At 60.2% G+C, this 19,923-nt stretch carries 12 protein-coding genes and 1 pseudogene; 11 read left to right on the top strand and 2 right to left on the bottom strand.

Annotated features, from left to right (window positions below; translation table 11 throughout):
- Window positions 1–3: 3 nt before the first annotated feature.
- From NJC38_RS07685 to NJC38_RS07650, 8 genes are all read left to right on the top strand, one after another.
- The gene (locus NJC38_RS07685; protein ID WP_253112900.1) at window positions 4–2,745 is read left to right on the top strand and encodes a M16 family metallopeptidase; all 2,742 of its coding nucleotides are present in this window, start codon (window positions 4–6) and stop codon (window positions 2,743–2,745) included.
- Between the two features lie 36 nt (window positions 2,746–2,781).
- The gene (locus NJC38_RS07680) at window positions 2,782–2,961 is read left to right on the top strand and encodes a hypothetical protein (RefSeq protein WP_253112898.1); all 180 of its coding nucleotides are present in this window, start codon (window positions 2,782–2,784) and stop codon (window positions 2,959–2,961) included.
- Window positions 2,962–3,117: 156 nt separating this feature from the next.
- Window positions 3,118–3,318, top strand: a complete 201-nt coding sequence (locus NJC38_RS07675; protein WP_253112896.1) for a hypothetical protein — start codon at window positions 3,118–3,120, stop codon at window positions 3,316–3,318.
- 26 nt (window positions 3,319–3,344) lie between these two features.
- A complete protein-coding gene (locus NJC38_RS07670) occupies window positions 3,345–3,674 on the top strand; it encodes a hypothetical protein (RefSeq protein ID WP_253112893.1) in 330 nt (109 codons plus the stop codon).
- A 184-nt stretch (window positions 3,675–3,858) separates the two neighbouring features.
- Window positions 3,859–5,013 (top strand): cupin domain-containing protein, encoded by a 1,155-nt coding sequence (locus tag NJC38_RS07665; protein WP_253112890.1) that lies wholly within the window; start codon window positions 3,859–3,861, stop codon window positions 5,011–5,013.
- 12 nt (window positions 5,014–5,025) lie between these two features.
- The gene (locus NJC38_RS07660; RefSeq protein ID WP_253112887.1) at window positions 5,026–7,113 is read left to right on the top strand and encodes a peptidase domain-containing ABC transporter; all 2,088 of its coding nucleotides are present in this window, start codon (window positions 5,026–5,028) and stop codon (window positions 7,111–7,113) included.
- Complete coding sequence (locus NJC38_RS07655) at window positions 7,113–8,426, top strand: TolC family outer membrane protein (protein ID WP_253112884.1); 1,314 nt, start codon at window positions 7,113–7,115, stop codon at window positions 8,424–8,426. Before NJC38_RS07660 ends, NJC38_RS07655 begins: the two co-directional genes overlap by 1 nt.
- Before the next feature lie 116 nt (window positions 8,427–8,542).
- The gene (locus tag NJC38_RS07650; RefSeq protein WP_253112880.1) at window positions 8,543–9,460 is read left to right on the top strand and encodes a LysR substrate-binding domain-containing protein; all 918 of its coding nucleotides are present in this window, start codon (window positions 8,543–8,545) and stop codon (window positions 9,458–9,460) included.
- Window positions 9,461–9,556: 96 nt separating this feature from the next.
- Here NJC38_RS07650 and NJC38_RS07645 read toward each other — a convergent pair whose 3' ends face one another.
- The gene (locus NJC38_RS07645) at window positions 9,557–14,959 is read right to left on the bottom strand and encodes an RHS repeat-associated core domain-containing protein (protein WP_253112877.1); all 5,403 of its coding nucleotides are present in this window, start codon (window positions 14,957–14,959) and stop codon (window positions 9,557–9,559) included.
- Between the two features lie 438 nt (window positions 14,960–15,397).
- Between NJC38_RS07645 and NJC38_RS07640 the strand changes: the two are divergent.
- Window positions 15,398–15,514, top strand: a pseudogene (locus NJC38_RS07640) (LysR family transcriptional regulator); the annotation flags it as partial.
- Between the two features lie 12 nt (window positions 15,515–15,526).
- Here the strand turns inward: NJC38_RS07640 and NJC38_RS07635 are convergent.
- The gene (locus tag NJC38_RS07635; protein WP_253112874.1) at window positions 15,527–17,098 is read right to left on the bottom strand and encodes a hypothetical protein; all 1,572 of its coding nucleotides are present in this window, start codon (window positions 17,096–17,098) and stop codon (window positions 15,527–15,529) included.
- Between the two features lie 208 nt (window positions 17,099–17,306).
- Here NJC38_RS07635 and NJC38_RS07630 point away from each other — a divergent pair, with 208 nt between their 5' ends.
- Together NJC38_RS07630 and NJC38_RS07625 are read left to right on the top strand one after the other, a co-directional pair.
- The gene (locus tag NJC38_RS07630; RefSeq protein ID WP_253112871.1) at window positions 17,307–17,921 is read left to right on the top strand and encodes an antibiotic biosynthesis monooxygenase; all 615 of its coding nucleotides are present in this window, start codon (window positions 17,307–17,309) and stop codon (window positions 17,919–17,921) included.
- 147 nt (window positions 17,922–18,068) lie between these two features.
- Window positions 18,069–19,910 carry an amidohydrolase gene (locus tag NJC38_RS07625; protein ID WP_253113019.1) on the top strand — a complete coding sequence of 614 codons (1,842 nt, stop codon included), beginning with the start codon at window positions 18,069–18,071 and terminating at the stop codon, window positions 19,908–19,910.
- Window positions 19,911–19,923 lie beyond the last annotated feature (13 nt).

Raw genomic sequence — 19,923 nt, 5'->3', positions numbered from 1 at the left:
ATGGTGCGTATTATCGTTTTGGCGTGGCTGGTACTGCTGGCCATGCCGGGCCTGGTGCAGGCCGATACCCGGCAACCGGTGATGGCCGTCGAGCATATTGCCGAGTACCGGCTGGCCAACGGGCTGACCGTCATCCTCGCCCCCGATAGCTCGGTCGGTACGCTTAACGTCGATCTGGTCTACCGCAGCGGCTCGCTGGCCGACCCGCAAGGCCGCAGCGGTACTGCACACCTGCTTGAACACCTGATGTTCAAAGGCACACCCCAGCGCAGCGGCGAACAACTGACCGATGGTTTGCGCCAGCGTGGCATCCAGTTCAATGCCACCACCAGCTACGATCGCACGCGCTACTCGGCGGTGCTGAGTGACGACCCACAAGCACTGGATTACCTGCTGGCGCTGGAGGCCGAGCGCATGACGGCGCTGCGCTTCGAGCCTGCGGCCTTGCAGGCGGAAACCGAGGTTGTTCTGCGTGAAATGGAGCGTGCGCAGGGCCAGGCGTTACCGGCCTTGACTCAACAGTTGCTGGCCGCCAGTTGGCAGGACCAGGGCTATGGCCGTCCAGTGCTGGGGTACCGTGATGAACTGCGGCGCATCAGCCTGGATGAGTTACGCCGTTTTCACGCGCTTCATTACCACCCCGCCAATGCCGTTCTGGTGCTGACCGGCAAGTTCGACAAGGCGGTTGCACTGGCGACCATCGACCGGCATTTTGCGCCGCTGCGCTCAACAGCCGAGGCCCCCGCGCCGGTGCTTGCCGAACCTGCGGCAGCGACAGCCCCGGTCACAGTCGAGCTCAAACAGGGCAAGCAGTGGGTTGTTGCCTTGAGCTACCCACTGCCGGCCGCTGCCGACGAGCGTAACCTGGCTGTTTCGGTGCTGGCCGATGCGCTGGCGGGCGAGCCGCATGGCCGCCTTTATCAGGCACTGGTGGTGCCGGGGCACGCGAGTGCTGTGTATGCCGTACAACAGGTCTTTGGCCGGGGTGGGCACTACCTGTTCGGCGCGTTGCTGGAGCATGAAGCGTCCCGTGAGACGGTGCAGCGCATCTTGCTTGAGCAGGTCAAGTTGCTGGCGACCCAGCCGCTGTCTGGCGCCGAACTGCAGCGTTCGAAAACCGTGGCGGCACACAGCAAGGCACAGTGGCTGAGTAATCCGGCGCTGTTGTCCAGCGTACTGGCAGAGTCGGCGGTGGCGGGCGGCTGGTCTCTGCCGTTCCAGCGCCTGGAGCGCCTGGCACAACTGGATGTGCAGACGGTGAGCGTGCAAAGCCGGGCATTGCTGGCCGAGGCCGTGCCGATGATCGGGCACCTGGCTGCCGGCAGCGGCGCGGCTGTGGCTGTAAGTGAGCCGGCGCCGCGCCCGGTCGCACCGGCCGCCAGCCCCGCGGCCGCAACTGACCTGGCGCAGCCGCTGGCGGGCGTGGATGTGCCAGCGTTCAATCAACGCATCATGGCGATTGAAAACGGTATCGCGCGTGGCAGCCTGAACAACGGCATGAAGGTGGCACTGCGACCGTTGCCGGGTTCTGCGCGACCGGTGCAGGGCACCCTGAACCTGCGCTTTGGCGATCTTGAAAGCCTGCAGGGCCAGCGTGCGGTGGCCGAACTGGCTGGCACCTTGCTGATACGTGGCAGTCAGCATTCCAGCTATCAGCAGATCGTCGATCGGGTTAACCAGCTGGGCGCGGGCTTGTCTGTGGTGCCGCATGGCGGGGTACTGACGGTGCGTTTCCAGAGTCCGAAACAGAACCTGCCCGAGCTTCTGGCCCTGCTGGCCGAAGTGCTGCGCCAGCCGTCTTTTCCTGCCGAAGGTTTCGACCAGATCAAACGCCAGCGCCTGCAAGCCTTGCGCTCGCCCGCCGAGCCACCTGCGGCTGCCGCAAGTCGGGCATTGCGCGAGCACACTGAGCGTTACGCCCCCGGGGATATTCGCCACCATCCTGCGCCTGACCAGATGTATCAGGCGGTCGAGGCCGTCAGCCGCGATCAGGTACTGGCCTTCTACCAGAAATTCTACGGCACCCAGCACGGTGAACTGGCGCTCAGCGGCGACTTCGATGCCGAGCAGGTGCAGGCGCAACTGAACACCCTGTTTGGTGACTGGCTCAGCCAGGCTCCCTACCAGCGCATCGTCCCGCGTCATGAACCGGTCGCGGCGCTGCGTCAGCACGTGAAGTCCGATCCGGCACCGAGCGGGCATTTTATTGGCCGGCTGCATTTTGCCGCCAATGGCAGCGACGAAGACGCCGCCGCGCTGTTCGTCATCGAGCATATTCTGGGCCGTCATCCACTGGCCTCGCGGCTGGGCAAGCGCCTGCGCGAGCGGGAGCAACTGAGCTACGACCTGCGTTCTTCAATCCGTATTCCGGCCGCCGGTGACGCCGCCTGGCTCAGCATCCAGGGTGACTACCCGGCCGGCCAGGGTGCCCGGCTGGCCGATATTGTTGCCGAGGAAGTACGGCTGCTGGCGACCAGCGGCATTTCCCAGGCCGAGCTGAGCCTGGCCAAACAGACCATTCTCGGCGAGCGCCAACGCGTGATGGCCGACGACCAGAGCATTCACAACCTGCTGGTCGGCCAGATGAGCGAAAACGTGACGCTGGCGGCCTGGGTGACACGCAACGAGGCGTTTGCAGCGGTGACTCTGGAGCAGGTCAACACGCTTGCCCGTCGTTATCTTGAAGTGCCCCGGATGACTGAAATCATGGCTGACGCCAAGCCTGAAAGCACCTCAAGCCATTGAAGAGGCGATTGAATGTATCCCTTTTATAAGGGTTTGATGACAGTTGGTCTTTTTCTGCTATTCGCCACGTTGTTGCAATTGGCTTATCGGCTGTTTTTACACCTGAACAAACGCCCTTATAACAGGCGTAAAACAGACCCGCTGGTGCTGATGGCGCAGATGATGCTGGCATGGCTGTTCGCCTATACCTGGGTCAGTGTGTTTCTTGGCGGGTGAAACAAGCAGATCATCTTCGGGTTTTGCAGCGGCGCCGGTTTTCAATGTCAGATGAGCCTGTTGCCTGTTTCAATGACTTCAGCGGTAAAAAGTGTGCAATGGACCCTGTGGGGTTAAGTATCAGGACGTTGTTTCGTAGCGGAGGCACGAGCGTAAATGGGTTTTTTTAGTGAGCTGCTGTTGACCTTGTTAGTGATGGGTTTGACCTATGGCGTGCTGTACGGTGGTTGCCGGGCGTTGAAGGTTGTGACCGGGCGCCGTCAAGACAAGAAGTTGGGGAATATTGAAGCTATTGTTTTGATCGTGTTGGCGGTTGTGATCGGCAATATGATTATTTCGCTGGCCGTTAAAGGCTGATTTAAACCAGAAAAGGGAATGTAATAATGCGTGAATTGTCCATGAAGGATATGCAGATGGTGGCCGGTGCAGTCGGTCCGGTGGGCGCGGCCATTGGCGCTGTCAGTGGGGCGGCGGCCTACTATGGATACGCCAGTACTTCGGGGTCGGGAAATTTGGGCGGGCTCGCAGGCGCTGTCGTTTTGGGCGGTTTCACTGGCTTTTTCACCGGGCCTGCCGTGACCGGCATCATGCAGGGCGGGGCTGCCACGATCATAGGGACTCAGACAGGATTCTACGGTGGTATGGCGGGGGGAATGGTGGACAGCGCGATCAACTCGGCGGGCACCGACTATGCCGGTACAGGTTATCAGTAACAGCGTTGTCAATTGTTCGCGTCTGAAAGTAGCGACCCTCAGTGGATGAGCGTTGCTATTCATGACGCCTGACACGTGCGCTTGTTAATCCATCGCCCAGCGATGGTTAATGTGAGTTTAATTCGACCGTGAGAGTAGGGCGGTGGCCGGTTTGTTAACCGGCCACGGCCTGTCAACGCCATCAATGAATATGAATTTTGGTTTGTCCGCTGCCGAGTTTGCCGCGCAGTATCAGGAAAAGAAGCCGCTGCTGATAAAGGGTGCCGTTGAACCTGGCCTGTTTGACTGGGATGAGGTCAATCAGATTTTCGAGCGTAGTGATGTCGCGTCCCATGACTTCAAGTTGTCCTGTGACGGTATCCGGCCCAAACATGAGTACGTCGAAAGTTACTGGGATATCGGGACGCTGCGTCAGCGTCTGATCAAGCCGGTGGTCTATGATTACTTACGCCAGGGCGCAACCCTGATTGCCAACAAGATTGCCAATGAGCCGCGCATCAATCATTTTTCCCGGCAGGTTGCCCAGTTTACCGGCAGGCAAGTGGTCAATAGTGCCTATGCCGCGTTTGGCACCCGCGATTCGTTTCGGGCGCACTGGGATACCCGCGACGTATTTGCCATTCAACTGATTGGCCGCAAGCGCTGGATTGTTTACGAGCCGACATTTGCAGCGCCGCTGTTCACTCAGCAGAGCAAAGACTACGAGCATCTTTATCCGTGTCCGGAAACACCGTACATGGATTTTGTGATGGAGGCCGGTGATGTGTTTTATCTGCCGCGTGGCTGGTGGCATAACCCGCTGCCGCTGGGCGAGCCGACGTTTCATCTGGCGCTGGGAACCTTCCCGGCCTACACCATGGATTACCTTGGCTGGGTCATGCAGCAACTGCCGCAGTTCGTGCAGGCCAGGCAGTCATTAAGCGATTGGTCGAACGATCAGTCTGCACTGGCCGATGTGGGTCGGCTCATCGACGGGTTTATCAACGATCCCCACAACTATCAGCGCTTCATGGACGAGTTCACCGGGGCGCTGCGGGTTGAGTCGCCATTGGCCATCGAGGTGTTTGGCGATCCGGCCAACCTTCAGCTCGATGACCAGGCGCGCCTGCGTCTGAGTGCCCAGCGGGTTCAGGGGCTGGGTGAGGGTTATGTGATTGCCAACGGTGCCCGGCTGGTGCTGGACGAGCAGGGGGTGCAGCTGATTCGCTCGATCATCGAGCATCCCGGTATCAGCCTGGCGCAACTGCGCGCCGCCCATCCCGGCACCGATGCCGCACGGTTGCACAGGCTGGTTGCCGATCTTTGCCAGCAGGATGTGCTGGAGCGTGTACGTGACTGACCGGGCGATCTCATGAAGGCTGTATTGCAAGCAGAAAGCCAGGAGTGTGGGCTGGCCTGTCTGGCAATGATTGCCAGTTACCACGGGCTGTACCTTGATTTGCAGGACTTGCGCCGACGCTTTTCGATTTCGCTCAAGGGCACCAACCTGGCGCAGCTGGTGCGGTATGCGCAGAATCTGGACTTCAATTGCCGGCCCTTGCGGCTGGAGCTTGAGGAGATGGGCAAGCTGAGGCTGCCTTGTATCCTGCACTGGAACATGAACCACTTTGTGGTGCTGGAAAAGGTTCAGCGCAACCGTTTGCATGTTGTCGATCCGGCTGGCGGCAGGCGGGTGCTGACGCTGGCCGAAGCCTCGCGGCACTTCACTGGCGTGGCCCTGGAACTGAGCCCGAATGCCACCTTCCAGCCTGCCGAGCGAAAACCGCGGATTCGTCTGCGTGATCTCACCGGGCGGGCAACCGGACTCAAGCGTGCGCTGGGCAACATCTTCGTATTGGCGCTGGCGCTGGAGGTGGTGGCTTTGCTGGCCCCGCAGGTGACCCAGTGGGTGGTCGACGGTGCGCTGGTCTCGGCAGATCGCGATCTGTTGCTGATCGCCGTGCTGGGTGGCTGCCTGCTGATGTTGATCGATTTTGTCCTGCGCATGGCGCGCGGCTGGATGGGCTTGCGGCTCAACCAGCAACTGACCTTGCAGTGGTCGGGCAACCTGTTCAGTCATTTGCTGCGGTTGCCCTGGCCATTTTTCGAGAAGCGCCAACTGGGCGACATCACCGCGCGCTTCCAGTCGCTGGCGGCCATTCGCGGGGTGCTGACCAACGGCGCGATCATGGTGGTCCTCGATGGTCTGGTGACACTCATTACCCTGGGCATGATGCTGCTCTACAGCACCACGCTCAGCGCCGTTGTACTGGTGGCATTGCTGTTGTACGCGATCTTGCGAGCAGTGTTCTACCAGCCGCTGCGGACAGCCTCGGAAGAGCGCATCGTGCTGGCCGCCCGCGAGAACTCCTATTTTCTTGAAACGATCCGCGCGGCGCAGCCGCTCAAACTGTTCAATATCGCCTCACTGCGCCTGGCCACCTGGCAAAACCTGCTGGCCGATGTGCAGAACCGGGACGTCGCCACGCAGAGGCTGCTGCTGGTGTTCGCCAGCCTCAATACCCTGATCTTTGGGCTGGAAGGCATGCTGTTGCTCTATGTGGGCGGGATCGCGGTACTGGAGCGTGAGCTGTCGCTGGGCATGCTGCTGGCCTTTATTGCCTACAAGAGCCAGTTCACCAGCCGGGCCAGCCAACTGATCGATCTGGGCGTGGAGATCCGCATGTTGTCGTTGCATGCCGAACGGCTGGCGGACATCGCGCTGGAACCCGCCGAGCCGGACAGCACCCTGGAAACCGACCTGATGCGCATCGAGCCGCGCCTTGAGCTGCGGGATGTGTCATTTCGTTATGCCGAGGGTGAGCCTTGGGTGCTGCGTAACCTGTCGTTGAGCATCGACGCTGGCGACAGCGTGGCGATCGTCGGCCGCTCCGGGTGTGGCAAAAGTACGTTATTCAAGTTGCTGCTGGGGCTGTTGGTGCCTACCGAGGGCGATATTCTGGTTGGCGGTATTCCCGTGCGTCAGCTGGGACCGCAAGCGTTGCGAAACCTGGTGGGGGCGGTCATGCAGGAAGACCAGCTGCTGGCCGGTTCCCTGGCGCAAAACATTGCCGCGTTCGATCCGGACGCCGATCAGCAGCGGGTCGAGGAGGCGGCTCGCCATGCGCATATTCACCAAGCGATCATCAACATGCCAATGGGCTACCAGACGCTGGTCGCGGAAATGGGTAGCGGTCTTTCCGGTGGCCAGAAGCAACGCTTGCTGCTGGCCCGTGCGCTCTACAAGCAGCCACGTATTCTGGCCTTGGACGAGGCGACCAGCCACCTTGATCTGCACAGTGAGCAGCATGTCGTGCAGGCCTTGCACCAGATGCCGGTAACCCGAATCACCATTGCCCACCGCCGCGAGACGATCGCTTTTGCCAGGCGGCTGGTCTGCCTGGAAAACGGCAACGTGGTTGAGGACGTGCGTCTCGATCAGCAGCAGGCAATCAGCTGATGGCCGGGCTAGTCGCGCGGTGCCTGACCGTAAGCCTGATGATGCTGAGCTTGCCGCTGATGGCCCAGACCAGCGATCTGCTGGGCGTCTACCGCCAGGCGCTGGACAACGATGCGCAGTACGCTGCGGCCCAGGCGCAGCGGCGGGCCGGGCAGGAGCGTGAGTTACAGGGCCGGGCCGGCTTGCTGCCGCAGATATCCTTCGATGCCCAGACCAGTTGGAGCGAGACCGAGTATGAAGTGGTCAATGGCCGTCTGGAGCAGCGCCGCCAGAACCGCAGCTACGGCATTCAACTGGTGCAGCCGCTGTTTCGCTGGCAGAACTGGATCGAGTACCGCCAGGGCGGGCTGCACAAGGCGCTGGCCGAGCTACGCGCGCGCAGTGCCGAACAGGCGTTGATCCTGCGGGTGGCGCAAGCCTACTTCGAGGTCTTGCATACTCAGGACGTGATTGCCGCCATGCTGCAGTTGCAGGCCGCTGATCTGGAACAACTGGCCAGTGCGCGCAAGAATTTCGAGCTGGGCAACGCCAATATCGTCGATGTGCATGAGGCGCAGATGAGCTACGACAGCACTCGCGCACAGTTGATCAAGGCCCGCAGCGATCTGGGCGTGGCGCGTCATGCGTTGGCGCGGCTCACGGGCCGACCGGCGCAGGGACTCAGTGCGCTGGGCGAACAGATCAACCTGGTGTCGCCCGAACCGGGCGATGTCGAAGCCTGGGTTCGGGCGGCCGAGCACAGCAGCCTTGAGGTGCAGATTCAGGAACTGACCACCGAAGTGGCTGAAAATGAAGTGCGCAGTCGCAAGGCAGAGCATCTGCCCAGCATCGACATGGTGCTTAGCCAGAACATGCAGCAGAACCCCAATGCCAACACCCAGCGCAGTGAGTCGGCGGCTATTGGCTTGCGGCTGAGCTTGCCGCTTTACAGCGGTGGGCGACTGACGTCCTCGGCACGCGAGGCCGTGGCGCTGCACCAGCAGGCTCAATACCAATTGCTCGATACCCGGCGCGCCGCTGCGCTGGCCACCCGTGAGGCCTGGGCGGGGGTGACCGATGGCATGGCGCAAATCAAGGCTCTGGAGGTGGCGCGGGTTTCGGCCCAGTCTGCGGTAGACTCCAATCGTTTGGGTTATCGCGTCGGGGTGCGCGTTGGTGCCGATGTGCTGGAGGTGCAGAGCCAGCTCAGCGAGATCGTGCGTCAGTTGGCGAAGGCCCGTTACGATGCTTTGCTGGCCCAGTTGCAACTCAAGGCCGCGATTGGTGCGCTGGTAGAACGTGATCTGGCTGACATCAATGCCTTTTTGCAATGAACACCCGCCTGATGTTCAAAGCCCAAGCGCGGCCTGCGCACATCCGTACAAGCGCTGACTGCTGGTTTCATGCCTACTGATGCAAAGTCTTGCCTTGCCCCTCAGAGCCCGAACTCATGAACCGTAACGACCTGCGCCGTGTCGACCTCAACCTGCTGGTGATTTTTGAAGCGCTGATGTTCGAGCGCAACCTGACCCGGGTGGCGGAGAAGCTGTTCATTGGCCAGCCGGCGGTCAGTGCGGCGCTGGGACGTCTGCGCGATCTGTTCGATGATCCGTTGCTGCTGCGCAATGGCCGGGTCATGGAGCCGACGGCGCGGGCACTGGATATCCTTCAGGAGATTCGGCCGGCGCTGGACACCATTTCCGGCGCCGTGAGCCGCGCCAAGGATTTCAACCCGGCCAGCAGCACCGAGGTGTTTCGCATCGGCCTGTCGGACGATGCCGAGTTCGGTCTGTTGCCGCCGCTGATGGCGCAGTTGCGCGAGGAGGCGCCAGGTATCGTCGTGGTGATCCGCCGCGCCAATTACCTGCTGTTGCCCGCGCTGCTGGCCTCGGGAGAAATCTCGGTGGGGGTGAGCTGGACCGTGGACCTGCCGGCCAACGCCAAGCGCAAGAAACTGCGTGACATCCCGTGCAAGGTGATTCGCGGCGATGCGCGGCCTGAGCCGCTGACTCTCGACGACTACTGCCGACGGCCGCATGCCATGGTGTCGTTCTCCGGGGACCTGTGCGGCAATATCGATATGGATCTGGCGCGGGTCGGCCGGACCCGCAAGGTGGTGCTGGCAGTGCCGCAGTTTCATGGCTTGCGCGCATTGCTGGCCGGCACCGAGATGATTGCCACGGTGCCTGACTACGCCGCTTGCCCATTGGTCGAAGGCACTGCCCTGCGGGCTGAAGACCCGCCATTCCCGATCGATCCGGCCGAGTTGTCGATGGTCTGGAGCGGCGTCCATGACAACGACCCGGCCGAGCGCTGGTTGCGCGAGCGGATTGCCCACTACATGAGCAGGGCGCTGCCGATTGGTTGATGTTCAAGGCGCTGCTGAGCGGGCGGGTGCCAGTCGCAGAATATCGGGATGAAAGGGGTGCCCGGATCAATGCTGTTCGGGCACCTACGTGGACCTTCAGAAGTACACAGGGTTGTACGAGTGGAGTGCTATCTTTTTGAGGTTTTCAAGTTTCAACGGAAAGTCGCTGGCTTTTTTTACGACGTTGATCGTGAAGTTCTGTGCGGCATAATTGCTCAAGGCCGCTTCTGCCGAAAGTCCTCCTAGTGCCGAAGGTGAAAGGTTGCTCAGTTTTGCGATTTTGTCTGCCAATAAAGCACCGTCGTGTGACGCCGTCACCGGACCCACAAATGCTTTGACGGGCTTGTTGGTCAGGTTTCTGAATTGTGCCGCAAACGAATTGGCGCCTCCGTTGCCTGAATAGCAAATAATCAATCGAGTCGAGTCATAGAGCTTGGGATCAACGCCCTTGCCATTGAGTAACGTCAACACTTCTGCTGCTGAATATCCCTTGCCTTTGATGACGACCAGAGAGGGTTCATTCAATATGACTTCTTCGACAAAACTCAGGCTTTTGCCATGGATCGACAGATTTAGACGGCTCCCACCTTTGTACGTGTCGACAAATGTATACAGATCGTCCTGAACCATGGTCAGTTGCTTCATCGTGCCGCCCATGGTGACGTATTTAGTGGTGTTTTCGGTGCCACTCTTCACCGCACTGATCACCCGGCGCTCGGAGTTCATGGCCGCGCCCATTCCCGAAGCCCCGGCGTAACGGCTGACTTTACTGACGGCGCCCAGCCCGGTAATCGCGCCTGCTATTCCGGTTGCAAATGACAGCCCTGCAAACGCACTGGCCGCCTGTGGGTCGCGTTCTGCCAGCAGTGCCGCCGCGATCCCGAACGCGCCTGAGGTGATTTCCAGGCCCAGTGCGGCAATGGCAAGACCCGATCCCACACCGCCAGTGGCCAGGCTTAGTCCGACCCCGATCGCCATGTTCATGCCAGCCTGCACGACTCTGTTCTGCGCCAGTGCCTCGTGGGTCACCGCGCTGTAGTGCGTGAGTTCCTCGTAGTGCCCGCTGGGGTCACTGAAGTTCACCGGGTCGTTACTGCAATACACATAGCCATTGGGGCCACCGTCACCGAACGGGCTGAGGCTGTCAGGGGTCTGGAAAGCTTGCAGGGCAGTGTTGTAGACCCGGGCGCCGTTGCCTAGCAAATAGTGGCCGGTGGGCCTGTCCAACGGCTGGCCATTGAAGCCCAGCCAGTGGCGTTGGGTTTTATCGTCGGGGCGGTAGCCGAAGGGCGTGTAGCTGAACAGGGTCAGGGCCTTGGGAGTGGCGGTCAGATCGTAACTGGCGATAACCGAGCCTGCGGCATTTTTGAGCTCAAAGCTGCGCGTGGTGGTGTCGCTGCCGCCTTGCGGTTTGAGCGTCTGCTGCATGAGGACGCAGGCTGCGCTCTGGTTGGTCAGCAGCGAGAAGCGGTTGTGGTAGAGGTTTTTGATCATCACCCAGCCCTTGCGGGCATATTGCTGCTCGTCACGGTAGTAGAAGGTGTCTTCGCAATCGCTGCCATAGCACGAGCGTACCTTGCTTTCCTGGTCATACAGGTAGTTGTATTCCCTGAACCCACCGTCGGTACGGAACATCTGGCTCAGCAGCCCGCTGCTGTTGTAGTCCAGCGTATAGCCTGACTCGTTCTTCTTCAGTCGCCCCAAGGCATCGTAGTCGAACTTGGCGGTGGCGATGCCTGCTGCGCTATGGCTGATCGAACGAAGTTGGGTCTGATCAGCGGTATCGCAGGTGTAGGTGGCTGTGTCTTGGCCGCCGTCAAAGACACTGACGCAGCTGCTGATGTTGCCCAGCGTCGTGTAGCTGAAGGTCTGCTTGCTGAGCTTTTTACCATGCGCATCCACCGGCCTTTGCGTGCCGCTGCATTGATACACCGCCAACTGGCCAACGGGGGTGTAAGTAAAGCTTTCCTGGGAGGTCTCGGTGCCGTCACGCAGGACCTTGACGCTGGCCAGCCGGCCATCGGCGTCGAACGCCTGGCGCACAACCAGGGTCGACAAGCCGCTGGCGCTGAATGCGCGTTCGGTTTCGCGGTCCTGGGCATCGTACTTGTAGGTGATGGTCATCGAGGTCTTGCCGACCTCGTCGGTGACAGTTTCCTCAGTCAGGCGCTCATTACTGTCGTAGCTCAGGCGGGTGCTGACCCCCGGTGCCGAGGTCTTGACCAGGCGGCCGAGCAAGTCATAGCTGTAGAGGGTCTTGTTGCCGAAGTCGTCGCGGTGCTCCAGCAGCAGGCCGCGCATGGAAAACACCGAGGTCGCGGTTGTGGTTGCTCCGCCACGGTCGGTGGTCGTCAGGTTTACGCCCGTGGTCGCGGCGTCATACCCGCGCTGGGTGCTGACCTGACCCGCAAGGTTGACCGACGGGGGAATGGCGCTGCTAAGCAGGCCCCAGTCGTTGCTGCCGCTATAGCTATAGGTTTTCTTGCGGCCTGCCACTTGTTCGGCAGTGACCCGTTCGAGGCCGTCAAAGGTACGGCTGCCCCATTCATGGTTGAACGTGTCCGCCGGCTTGCTGATCGCCAGGCGTGATGCCTGAGCCGAGGCGATGTGCGCCGGATACTCGACAATGCGTTCGATACCTTCGCAGCTCAGCTTGACCAACCGGTCGAAGCTGTCCCAGGCAAATTGCTGCACCGACCCCTTGAGCGGGGTTTGCCGGGTGACCCGCCCGGCGTTGTCGTACTGGTATTGCAGTGACTGATATTCGCTGCCGCTTGCATCGCGCCAGGCCTGTTTTTCAATGCGCCCCAGCGCGTTGTATTGGGTGGTCTGGCTCAGGTATGAGGCAGTCTGGTACTGCTGTTTCTCGACCATGCTCCGGGTGATGGGATCGTATTCGCGGTATTGCGCCATTCCGCCCACCACCAGAGATTTGCAGGGCTGCCCCCAGTCATCGTAGAACTGCTCCAGTTGGCGCTTGACGATGGCGGTGGCGGCATCGGTGGCGGGTTGGTAATCGTACTCGGTGGTGAGCTTTTCCCGGCCCAGGCCATCGTAGGTTGTGGTCGATAGCTGTTTCCAGGCCACGCTGGCAGCATTCGAGCGGCGCGCCTCGGTACTGGCGATGCGGTTGTGGGCGTCACGGATTTCCCGGTATTGCTCACCCCCTGGAAAGGTCGTGGTGACAGTGGGGCAGCCCTTGCTCAGCGAATACTCATAGCGGGTCTGTTTGGCACTGGTGGCTTCTTGCTCCTTATCTTCCTTGCTGAGCATCTGGCCATAGACATCGTAACTGTAGCTCACGCTATTGCCTTTCTGGTCCTTGGAGAACAGCAGTTGCTGGGTGCGCATGGAGTGCGTGACTTCACTCGTGTCCTGGGTTTTTTCGGCCGACTCAAAGGTCGTGGTGGTGGTCAGCTTGTCGCCTTCGAGCGCATAGGCGTAGCGGGTTTTCTGGATGGACAAGGCGATGTCTTGGCCGTTCGAATCGAGCAGCCGCTGGCTCAGGGATTTTATCCGGCCGAACGAGTCTGTATCGGTCTGGGTGTAGTACTCGGTTTGCTGGACCACCAGGCGGCTGTTACGCCAATTCTTCAGAGAGATGCCGTTGTCGGACTGGGGGTCATGGATGACCAGTTTCAGCGAAGGTTTTACGGCCGCGCCGCGCACCATAGGGCTTTTTACCGGGATTTCTGTATAGCCATAGTAAGTCCAGCTCAGCTCTACCCGTTTGCCATCCACCGTCCGGTAGCGTTTTTCCGACTCCACATTGACGCGGAAGTAGTTGGGGTCGCCGGGGTGGCTGATGCTGACCGGCAAGTTGTAAAGCGTCTTGCCGCCGTCGGTCGGCACCGGCTCGCGTATGACTGTGCGGTCCTCCACGGTGCCCCAGGTCATTCCCTGTTTGCCGAACGCCTGCATCGCCCAGCCAGCCGGGTGACCGTAGTCTATCCAGAACCCAAGTTTTCCATGGAAGCCCGACGTGTCCGAGTAGGTGGATGTATTGGTGACGATGGTCGAATCAACAGACTGACCCTTGTAGTAGGTGTACTCGGTGGTGACGTCGCCTTGCACTTGCTTGATCAGGTTGCCGGCGGCCTCGTAGACCTGCAGCTCGGTTTCGGTTCGCTGCGCGCCGCCTTTGCTGTAGGTGGTCAGGGTTTGCTGGCTGTACTGCTGGGCTTTGCTATCGAACTCTCGTTTGAATTGCCGGGTTGTGACGCAATCGCCCTGGCTGCTGATCTGTTTGCTCAACACGTCGTTGATGTCGTAGTGCAGTTCGTTCAGTACTGTGGTGCCGTCGAAGGTTCTGGTCTGCCTGGCGACGTTGGCCGTGAAGGTGTAGTCCTCCACCAGGTCTGATGAGGCATTGCTGCCGCTCAGGCTGTAGCGCGCAATACGACCGTCTGCCGTGTAGCTGATGGTCTCTTTCAAACCACGTGAGGAGTCGATGGCAGTGAGTTGCTTGTTGGTGTAAGTGAACTCCTGGGATTCGGCGGCGCCTGCGTTGAACCATTCATGCCTGACCAGGCGGTTGTCTTTGTGGTAAAGGTTGCAGCGTTTGACCGGCTCTTTGTCGGGGTACTCGGTGAAGTCGAGGGTATCGAGTTCGACTTCCTTGCCGGCGAATGTGGTCTTCTTCTTGAGTACCGCGGTCCTCAGTAATACCTGACGGTCATCCGCGACTTCGCTCAGGGTCACGTTCTGGCCGCTTCTTTCTGGCAACCCTTCATGTAACAAGATGCCGGGATCTATTCGCCATTTTAGGTACAGAGAGTGGCCCAGGCTGTTGGTGATCTGCGTAGGTAGTACATAAAGCGCCGAGCCGACACTCGGGGCCTCCTGGTCAGGCGCGGGTTCAAAGGCTTGGGTCATGCATTCTACGGTTCCATCCTTATGGATGATCTTTGCCTGCGCCTCAATCCCGTGAGTCGCTCTGAAGGTACTGAAACTGCTGATATAAAGACCTGGCATTGGCGAGTACGGCACCAATGGCTGCGCGACGGTAATGGCCTCGCCGGTGTGCAAGTGTAATTTGAGCACACCGCTGTCATAGAGTACGAAGTAACTGAAACGCGGCGCCCAGCCGCCTTTGGTGAATGCGACATCGGGTGAGTAATAGTAATTGAGCGGCAGTACCGGGCCCATGCCAGCATTGCCGATCAGCGTGGTAATAGGCAGGAAGGCATTGAATTCGCCGGTCTGGATATTACCGCCATTATTCTCAGGGGCGCTGGTGTTGAAAATAGCCTGGTGGCCCAGCATTAACGGATAGTTACCGCCGTGCAGGTTGTACTCGATTGACAGAATATTGTCAGTGTTGAGAACCGTGTTTCTGTTGTAGACCGTATTGAGTATGGTCAGCGTCTTGTTGGGGATGTCGAGGCTGACCAGGTTGCCGGTCTCCAGGGTGGAATATAAGGACCCAAAGTTTCCCTGTATTCTCAGCCCGGTGTTCCTGGGTAACTGGTCGAGCTGCTTCAGAAGTATCTTTTCCATGATCTGCTCCGCAACCCGATTGGCTGCCCTGGTTCTTGTCCTTGAGAATTGCTGGCCCGTAGAGGGTGTCTACCAAATGGTTGCACTCGGCAATACGGCGTTTAAATCGACCTGGATCGCCAGCCCGGTCAAAATGCTCATGTGCTTATGTACACCGCGCTTTTTCGCCCGATTTCGCCTTGTCTTGCCTTCGTTCGCCTATTTTGTAAGCACCCTCTAAGCCGATGCCCGGTGAGTTTCAGGCGTCAGGCGCGGGGGTGTCTGCTAGCAGAGTTATTGGGTGGCCAGGGTTGCAGGAGGCTTCGCACTCATTGTGTTAGCGCGGGGAGGGAGGGGAGGTCGAGCGTTGCGCCCAGGATTTAAGCTTGCTGTTGCCGCATCGCGCCTTTGATCAGCAGCGTTGCAAAGCATGAACCGTAACGATCTGCGCCGTTGCCGATCAATCCGGCCGAGTTGTTGATGGTCTGGAGTGGTGACCATGACAACCACCCGGCCGAGCGCAGGTTGCGCGAGCGGATTGCCCACTACATGAGCAGGGCGCTGCCGATTGGCTGAGCGATGTGCTGCTTAATCGGCAATCTTGCTGGCGGAGCTTTGCAGCAGCCAGTTCTTGCGCTGCGGCATCAGTAGCCCCTCAAGGACCGACACACGGTGATCACGCTGTGAAATACGCTCTTGCTCGAACACCTCGTTGATCATGCTCAACAGGTTGCGTGACTCGGTGACCGAAGCCGGAGTCTGCAGGTCGCGGGTCAGGTCGCCATTGACGTAGGTGCGGACCCGCTCGTTCTGGGTGGACTGTTGAGTGGCGCTGGCCTCGATCAGCCGGCCCTTATGGTACGCGATGCGGGTGCTGCTGCTGGCCTGGTCATTGATCTCGTAGTAGCGGTAGTTCTGAGATTCACGCTCGCTGCTCAAGGTCAGCGCGACCAGTGGATTGAGGCTCTGGTGGTAAGACGCCTTGAGTGCGCTTTGCTGTTGTTGCTGTACATCCAGCTCCAGCGGGTTTTCATCGTTGACGCTGCTGGTTTGCGAAACAGTGTAGCTAAAGCGCTCGGCTTCCAGCGGCCGCATCGGGTTGTTGTAGCGCTCGGTCTCGTTAATCGAGGCGCTGAAGTCGGCCAGGCCGCTGAGCAAGGTGCGGTCCTTCTCGCTCAGCCGGTCTTCGGCTGCTGCGCTGCGCTGGTCGTCAGCGCTGTTGAGCTGAACGAAGGCGTCCTTGAACAGGCTGATCAGATTCTTGTCACCCTGGCCGCGTTTTTGTGCGGCATCGAACTGTTCAAGGTAGTTGTTGATCGCTGACTGGCGCTGAGTGACGTTGCCGAGCAACTGAAGGTTGCTGGCATCAAGCTCCAGTTTCAGATCGCCACTGGGACCTTGCAGGCTGACGCTGCGGGATTTTTCATCCAGGCGCAATTCGAAAAGCTGGTCGCCGTCCGGGGTCTGCAATTTGGCGTTGAGCTGCAGTGAGGTGAACAGTTTTGGATCGAGTTGGGTCAGTTCGCCCAATTGCAGTTTGGGCGGCACTTGGCTCAGGCCATCGATGGCGGACTGGAAAGAACTGGCCAGAGCACTGAGGCCCTTGAGTTCGCTCGCGCTCAGCTCACCGCCCAGTACCTCGGCATTGACCGCCAGGCCTTGATCGTTACTGGCCAGAGACAACTGCACAGTGGCGCCGGACGCGGTTGTCAGACTAAACGTCAGGCTATTGTTCGGGTGTGCGCGTAGGTCGTCCTGTAGCGGCTTGAGTGCAGCAGGTCCGCTGATCTCGGATCCAGAGGCAAGCACTGATTGGGAAATGGCTTTACCGCCATTGGCTGCCAGTTGTTCAAGCAACGCCGCGCCCAGGCCCTGAAAGCGGGGGCCGCTCGGGCCTGATTTGAGTTGCGCAAGTATCAGGGCGCTGAGCGAGTCTGTGGCCTCCGCTTCCCAACTGTAATGGGTCTGCGCACCAGGCATTTGGCCCTGACGTGAATAGGTCTGCGAGTCACTGACACTGTTGTCCTGACCGAGGATGACGCTGGTCGCCGGCAGGCTGGTATCGGCCGAAGTCTGGCCGGCGGGCTGCACGGGCAGTGGGGTGCTCAGCTGGGTTTTGTACAGCGGGCTCAGCGGGGTGAGGCCTGTAATAGCGTTCATAAACGGCTTCCAATGTCGTTATGTGCAGGTTATCGGCCGTACAACGGAAATCAGTAGCGATATCTGAGGATTTGTATCGGGTCTGTAGCCAACACAGCACATGCATCCAATTCTCGTCTGGCAATCAGCGGCACCATCGCACTCTCATCGAAGCCGGGCTTGAACAGTTCGACGCCCGCTTCTCAATCCGTGCCATGGAGCGCCGAGCATGTCCGACACCCTTCACCCCGACGCAGCGGCGGGCGAGTCAGCTCGTGAAGTCGTGACCCTGGTGATCCGCCACCGGATCAAGACCGGCCTGGAAGTGCAGTACGAACAGTGGTTGCGGCGCATTGTCAGCATCGCCGCCGAGCAGCAGGGCCATCTGGGCGTGGATGTCATGCGTGGGCGCAGCGACGGGCTGCAGGCCTTTACCTCGGTTTTGCGCTTTGCTTCTACCGAGACCATGCAGCAATGGCTGGACTCGCCGCAGCGCCGCGAGCTGGTGCGCGAGGCAGAACCCATGCTGGCCGACGGTGACCAGACCCAGGTCACGCCCCACAACGAATTCTGGTTCAACTCAAGCGTTGAAGAGGCGCGCCAGCCGCCGCGCTGGAAACAGGCGGTGGTGTCTTACCTGGTGATTCTGCCGTTGAGCCTGCTGGTGCCGCTGCTGTGGGGGCCGGTGCTGGGGCTGAGCCCGCTGCTGTCAGGTTATGTGATGAGTAACGTGCTGATCACCCTGACCATCGTCTTGTTGGTGGTGTACCTGATGATGCCCGCCGCCACGCGGTTGTTCGCTGCCTGGCTGAATGCTCCAGCCTCAGACAAAGGGAGTAACTGATCCATGAGTGATGACAACAACACCGATCTGCAGCGCCGGCGCTTTATCGCCAACAGCTCGTTGCTCAGCGCTGCCGCGGCGATCCTCCCGGCCTTTTCCTTCGCCGGCCAGGCCGGCACTTCTCAATCTTCAGTCAAAGGTACTGCTATGAATACTGTCGAGCTGATCCTGTTCAACGGCAAATTCCACACCGTCGACCGCGAAAAGCCCCAGGCCAGCGCGGTAGCGATCAGCGCCGGGCGTTTCGTGGCCGTTGGCAGCGAGGCCGAAGTCATGGCCCTGCGCGGCAGCGCCACTCAGGTCATCGACCTCAAGGGCCGTACGGTGATTCCGGGGCTTAACGACTCGCACTTGCACCTGATCCGCGGCGGCCTGAATTACAACCTGGAACTGCGCTGGGAAGGCGTGCCATCGGTGGCCGACGCACTGCGCATGCTCAAGGACCAGGCCGCGCGCACGCCCACCCCGCAGTGGGTGCGCGTGGTCGGTGGCTGGAACGAATTCCAGTTCGCCGAAAAACGCATGCCGACCCTGGAAGAAATCAACCAGGCCGCCCCGGACACCCCGGTGTTTCTGTTGCACCTTTACGATCGCGCCTTGCTCAATCGTGCCGCGTTGCGGGTCGCCGGTTACACCCGTGATACGCCGAACCCGCCGGGTGGCGAGATCGTGCGTGACAGCAGTGGTAACCCGACCGGCATGCTGGTCGCCAAACCCAACGCGATGATTCTTTACGCGACGCTGGCCAAGGGGCCGAAGCTGCCACTGGAGTATCAGGTCAACTCGACCCGTCAGTTCATGCGCGAACTCAACCGGCTGGGCATCACCAGCTGCATCGATGCCGGTGGTGGTTTCCAGAACTACCCCGATGACTATCAGGTGATCGAGCAACTGAACAAAGACAATCAGTTGACGGTGCGTATCGCCTACAACCTGTTCACCCAGAAGCCCAAGGAAGAACTGGCCGACTTCAAGAACTGGACCAGTTCGGTGAAGCTTCACCAGGGCAATGACTTCCTGCGGCACAACGGGGCAGGGGAGATGCTGACGTTCTCCGCCGCCGATTTCGAAGATTTCCGCGAGCCGCGCCCGGACCTGGTCCCGGACATGGAAAGCGATCTGGAACCGGTGGTGCGCCATCTGGTCGAGCAGCGCTGGCCGTTCCGCCTGCATGCCACCTATGACGAATCGATCAGCCGCATGCTGGATGTGTTCGAGAAGGTCAACCGTGACATCCCGTTCAACGGCCTGCCATGGTTCTTCGACCATTGCGAAACCATCACCCCGCGCAATATCGAGCGCGTTCGGGCGCTGGGCGGCGGCATCGCGATCCAGGACCGAATGGCTTTCCAGGGCGAGTACTTCGTCGAGCGTTACGGCGCCAAGGCCGCCGAGGCCACGCCGCCGATCAAGCGCATGCTCGCTGAAGGCGTACCGGTGGGCGCCGGCACCGATGCCACCCGGGTATCGAGCTACAACCCCTGGACCTCGCTGTACTGGATGGTCAGCGGTCGCACGGTGGGCGGCCTGGAACTGTACCCGGAAGGTTTGCCGCGTGCGACCGCGCTTGAGCTGTTCACCCACGGCAGCGCCTGGTTCTCTTCCGAGCAAGGCAAGAAAGGCCAGATTCGCGTCGGTCAACTGGCTGACCTGGTGGCACTGTCGGCAGACTTCTTTAGCGTTGATCAGGAAGCCATCAAGTGGATCGAGTCGGTGCTGACGGTGGTCGACGGCAAGGTGGTGTACGGCGCCGACGACTTCGAGCCGCTGGCACCCAAACCTATTGCGGTGCTGCCAGACTGGTCGCCAGTGGCCAAGGTTCAGGGCCACTGGCGCCCGTCCTCACCGGTACTGGCAGCGGTTCACCAGTGTAGTGGTCCGTGCGCCGTGCATTCCCATAGCCATGAAAAAGCCCGTCTCTCCAATGCCCCGGTCAGCGACTTCCAGGGGTTCTGGGGCGCGTTTGGCTGTTCGTGCTTTGCGTTCTGATTCTGCCTGTTCT

The organism is Pseudomonas sp. 21LCFQ010, assembly GCF_024129905.1.
Classification (GTDB): domain Bacteria; phylum Pseudomonadota; class Gammaproteobacteria; order Pseudomonadales; family Pseudomonadaceae; genus Aquipseudomonas.
Note: the sequence above shows the minus strand (reverse complement) of the source record. Positions and strands in the feature narration are given on the sequence as shown.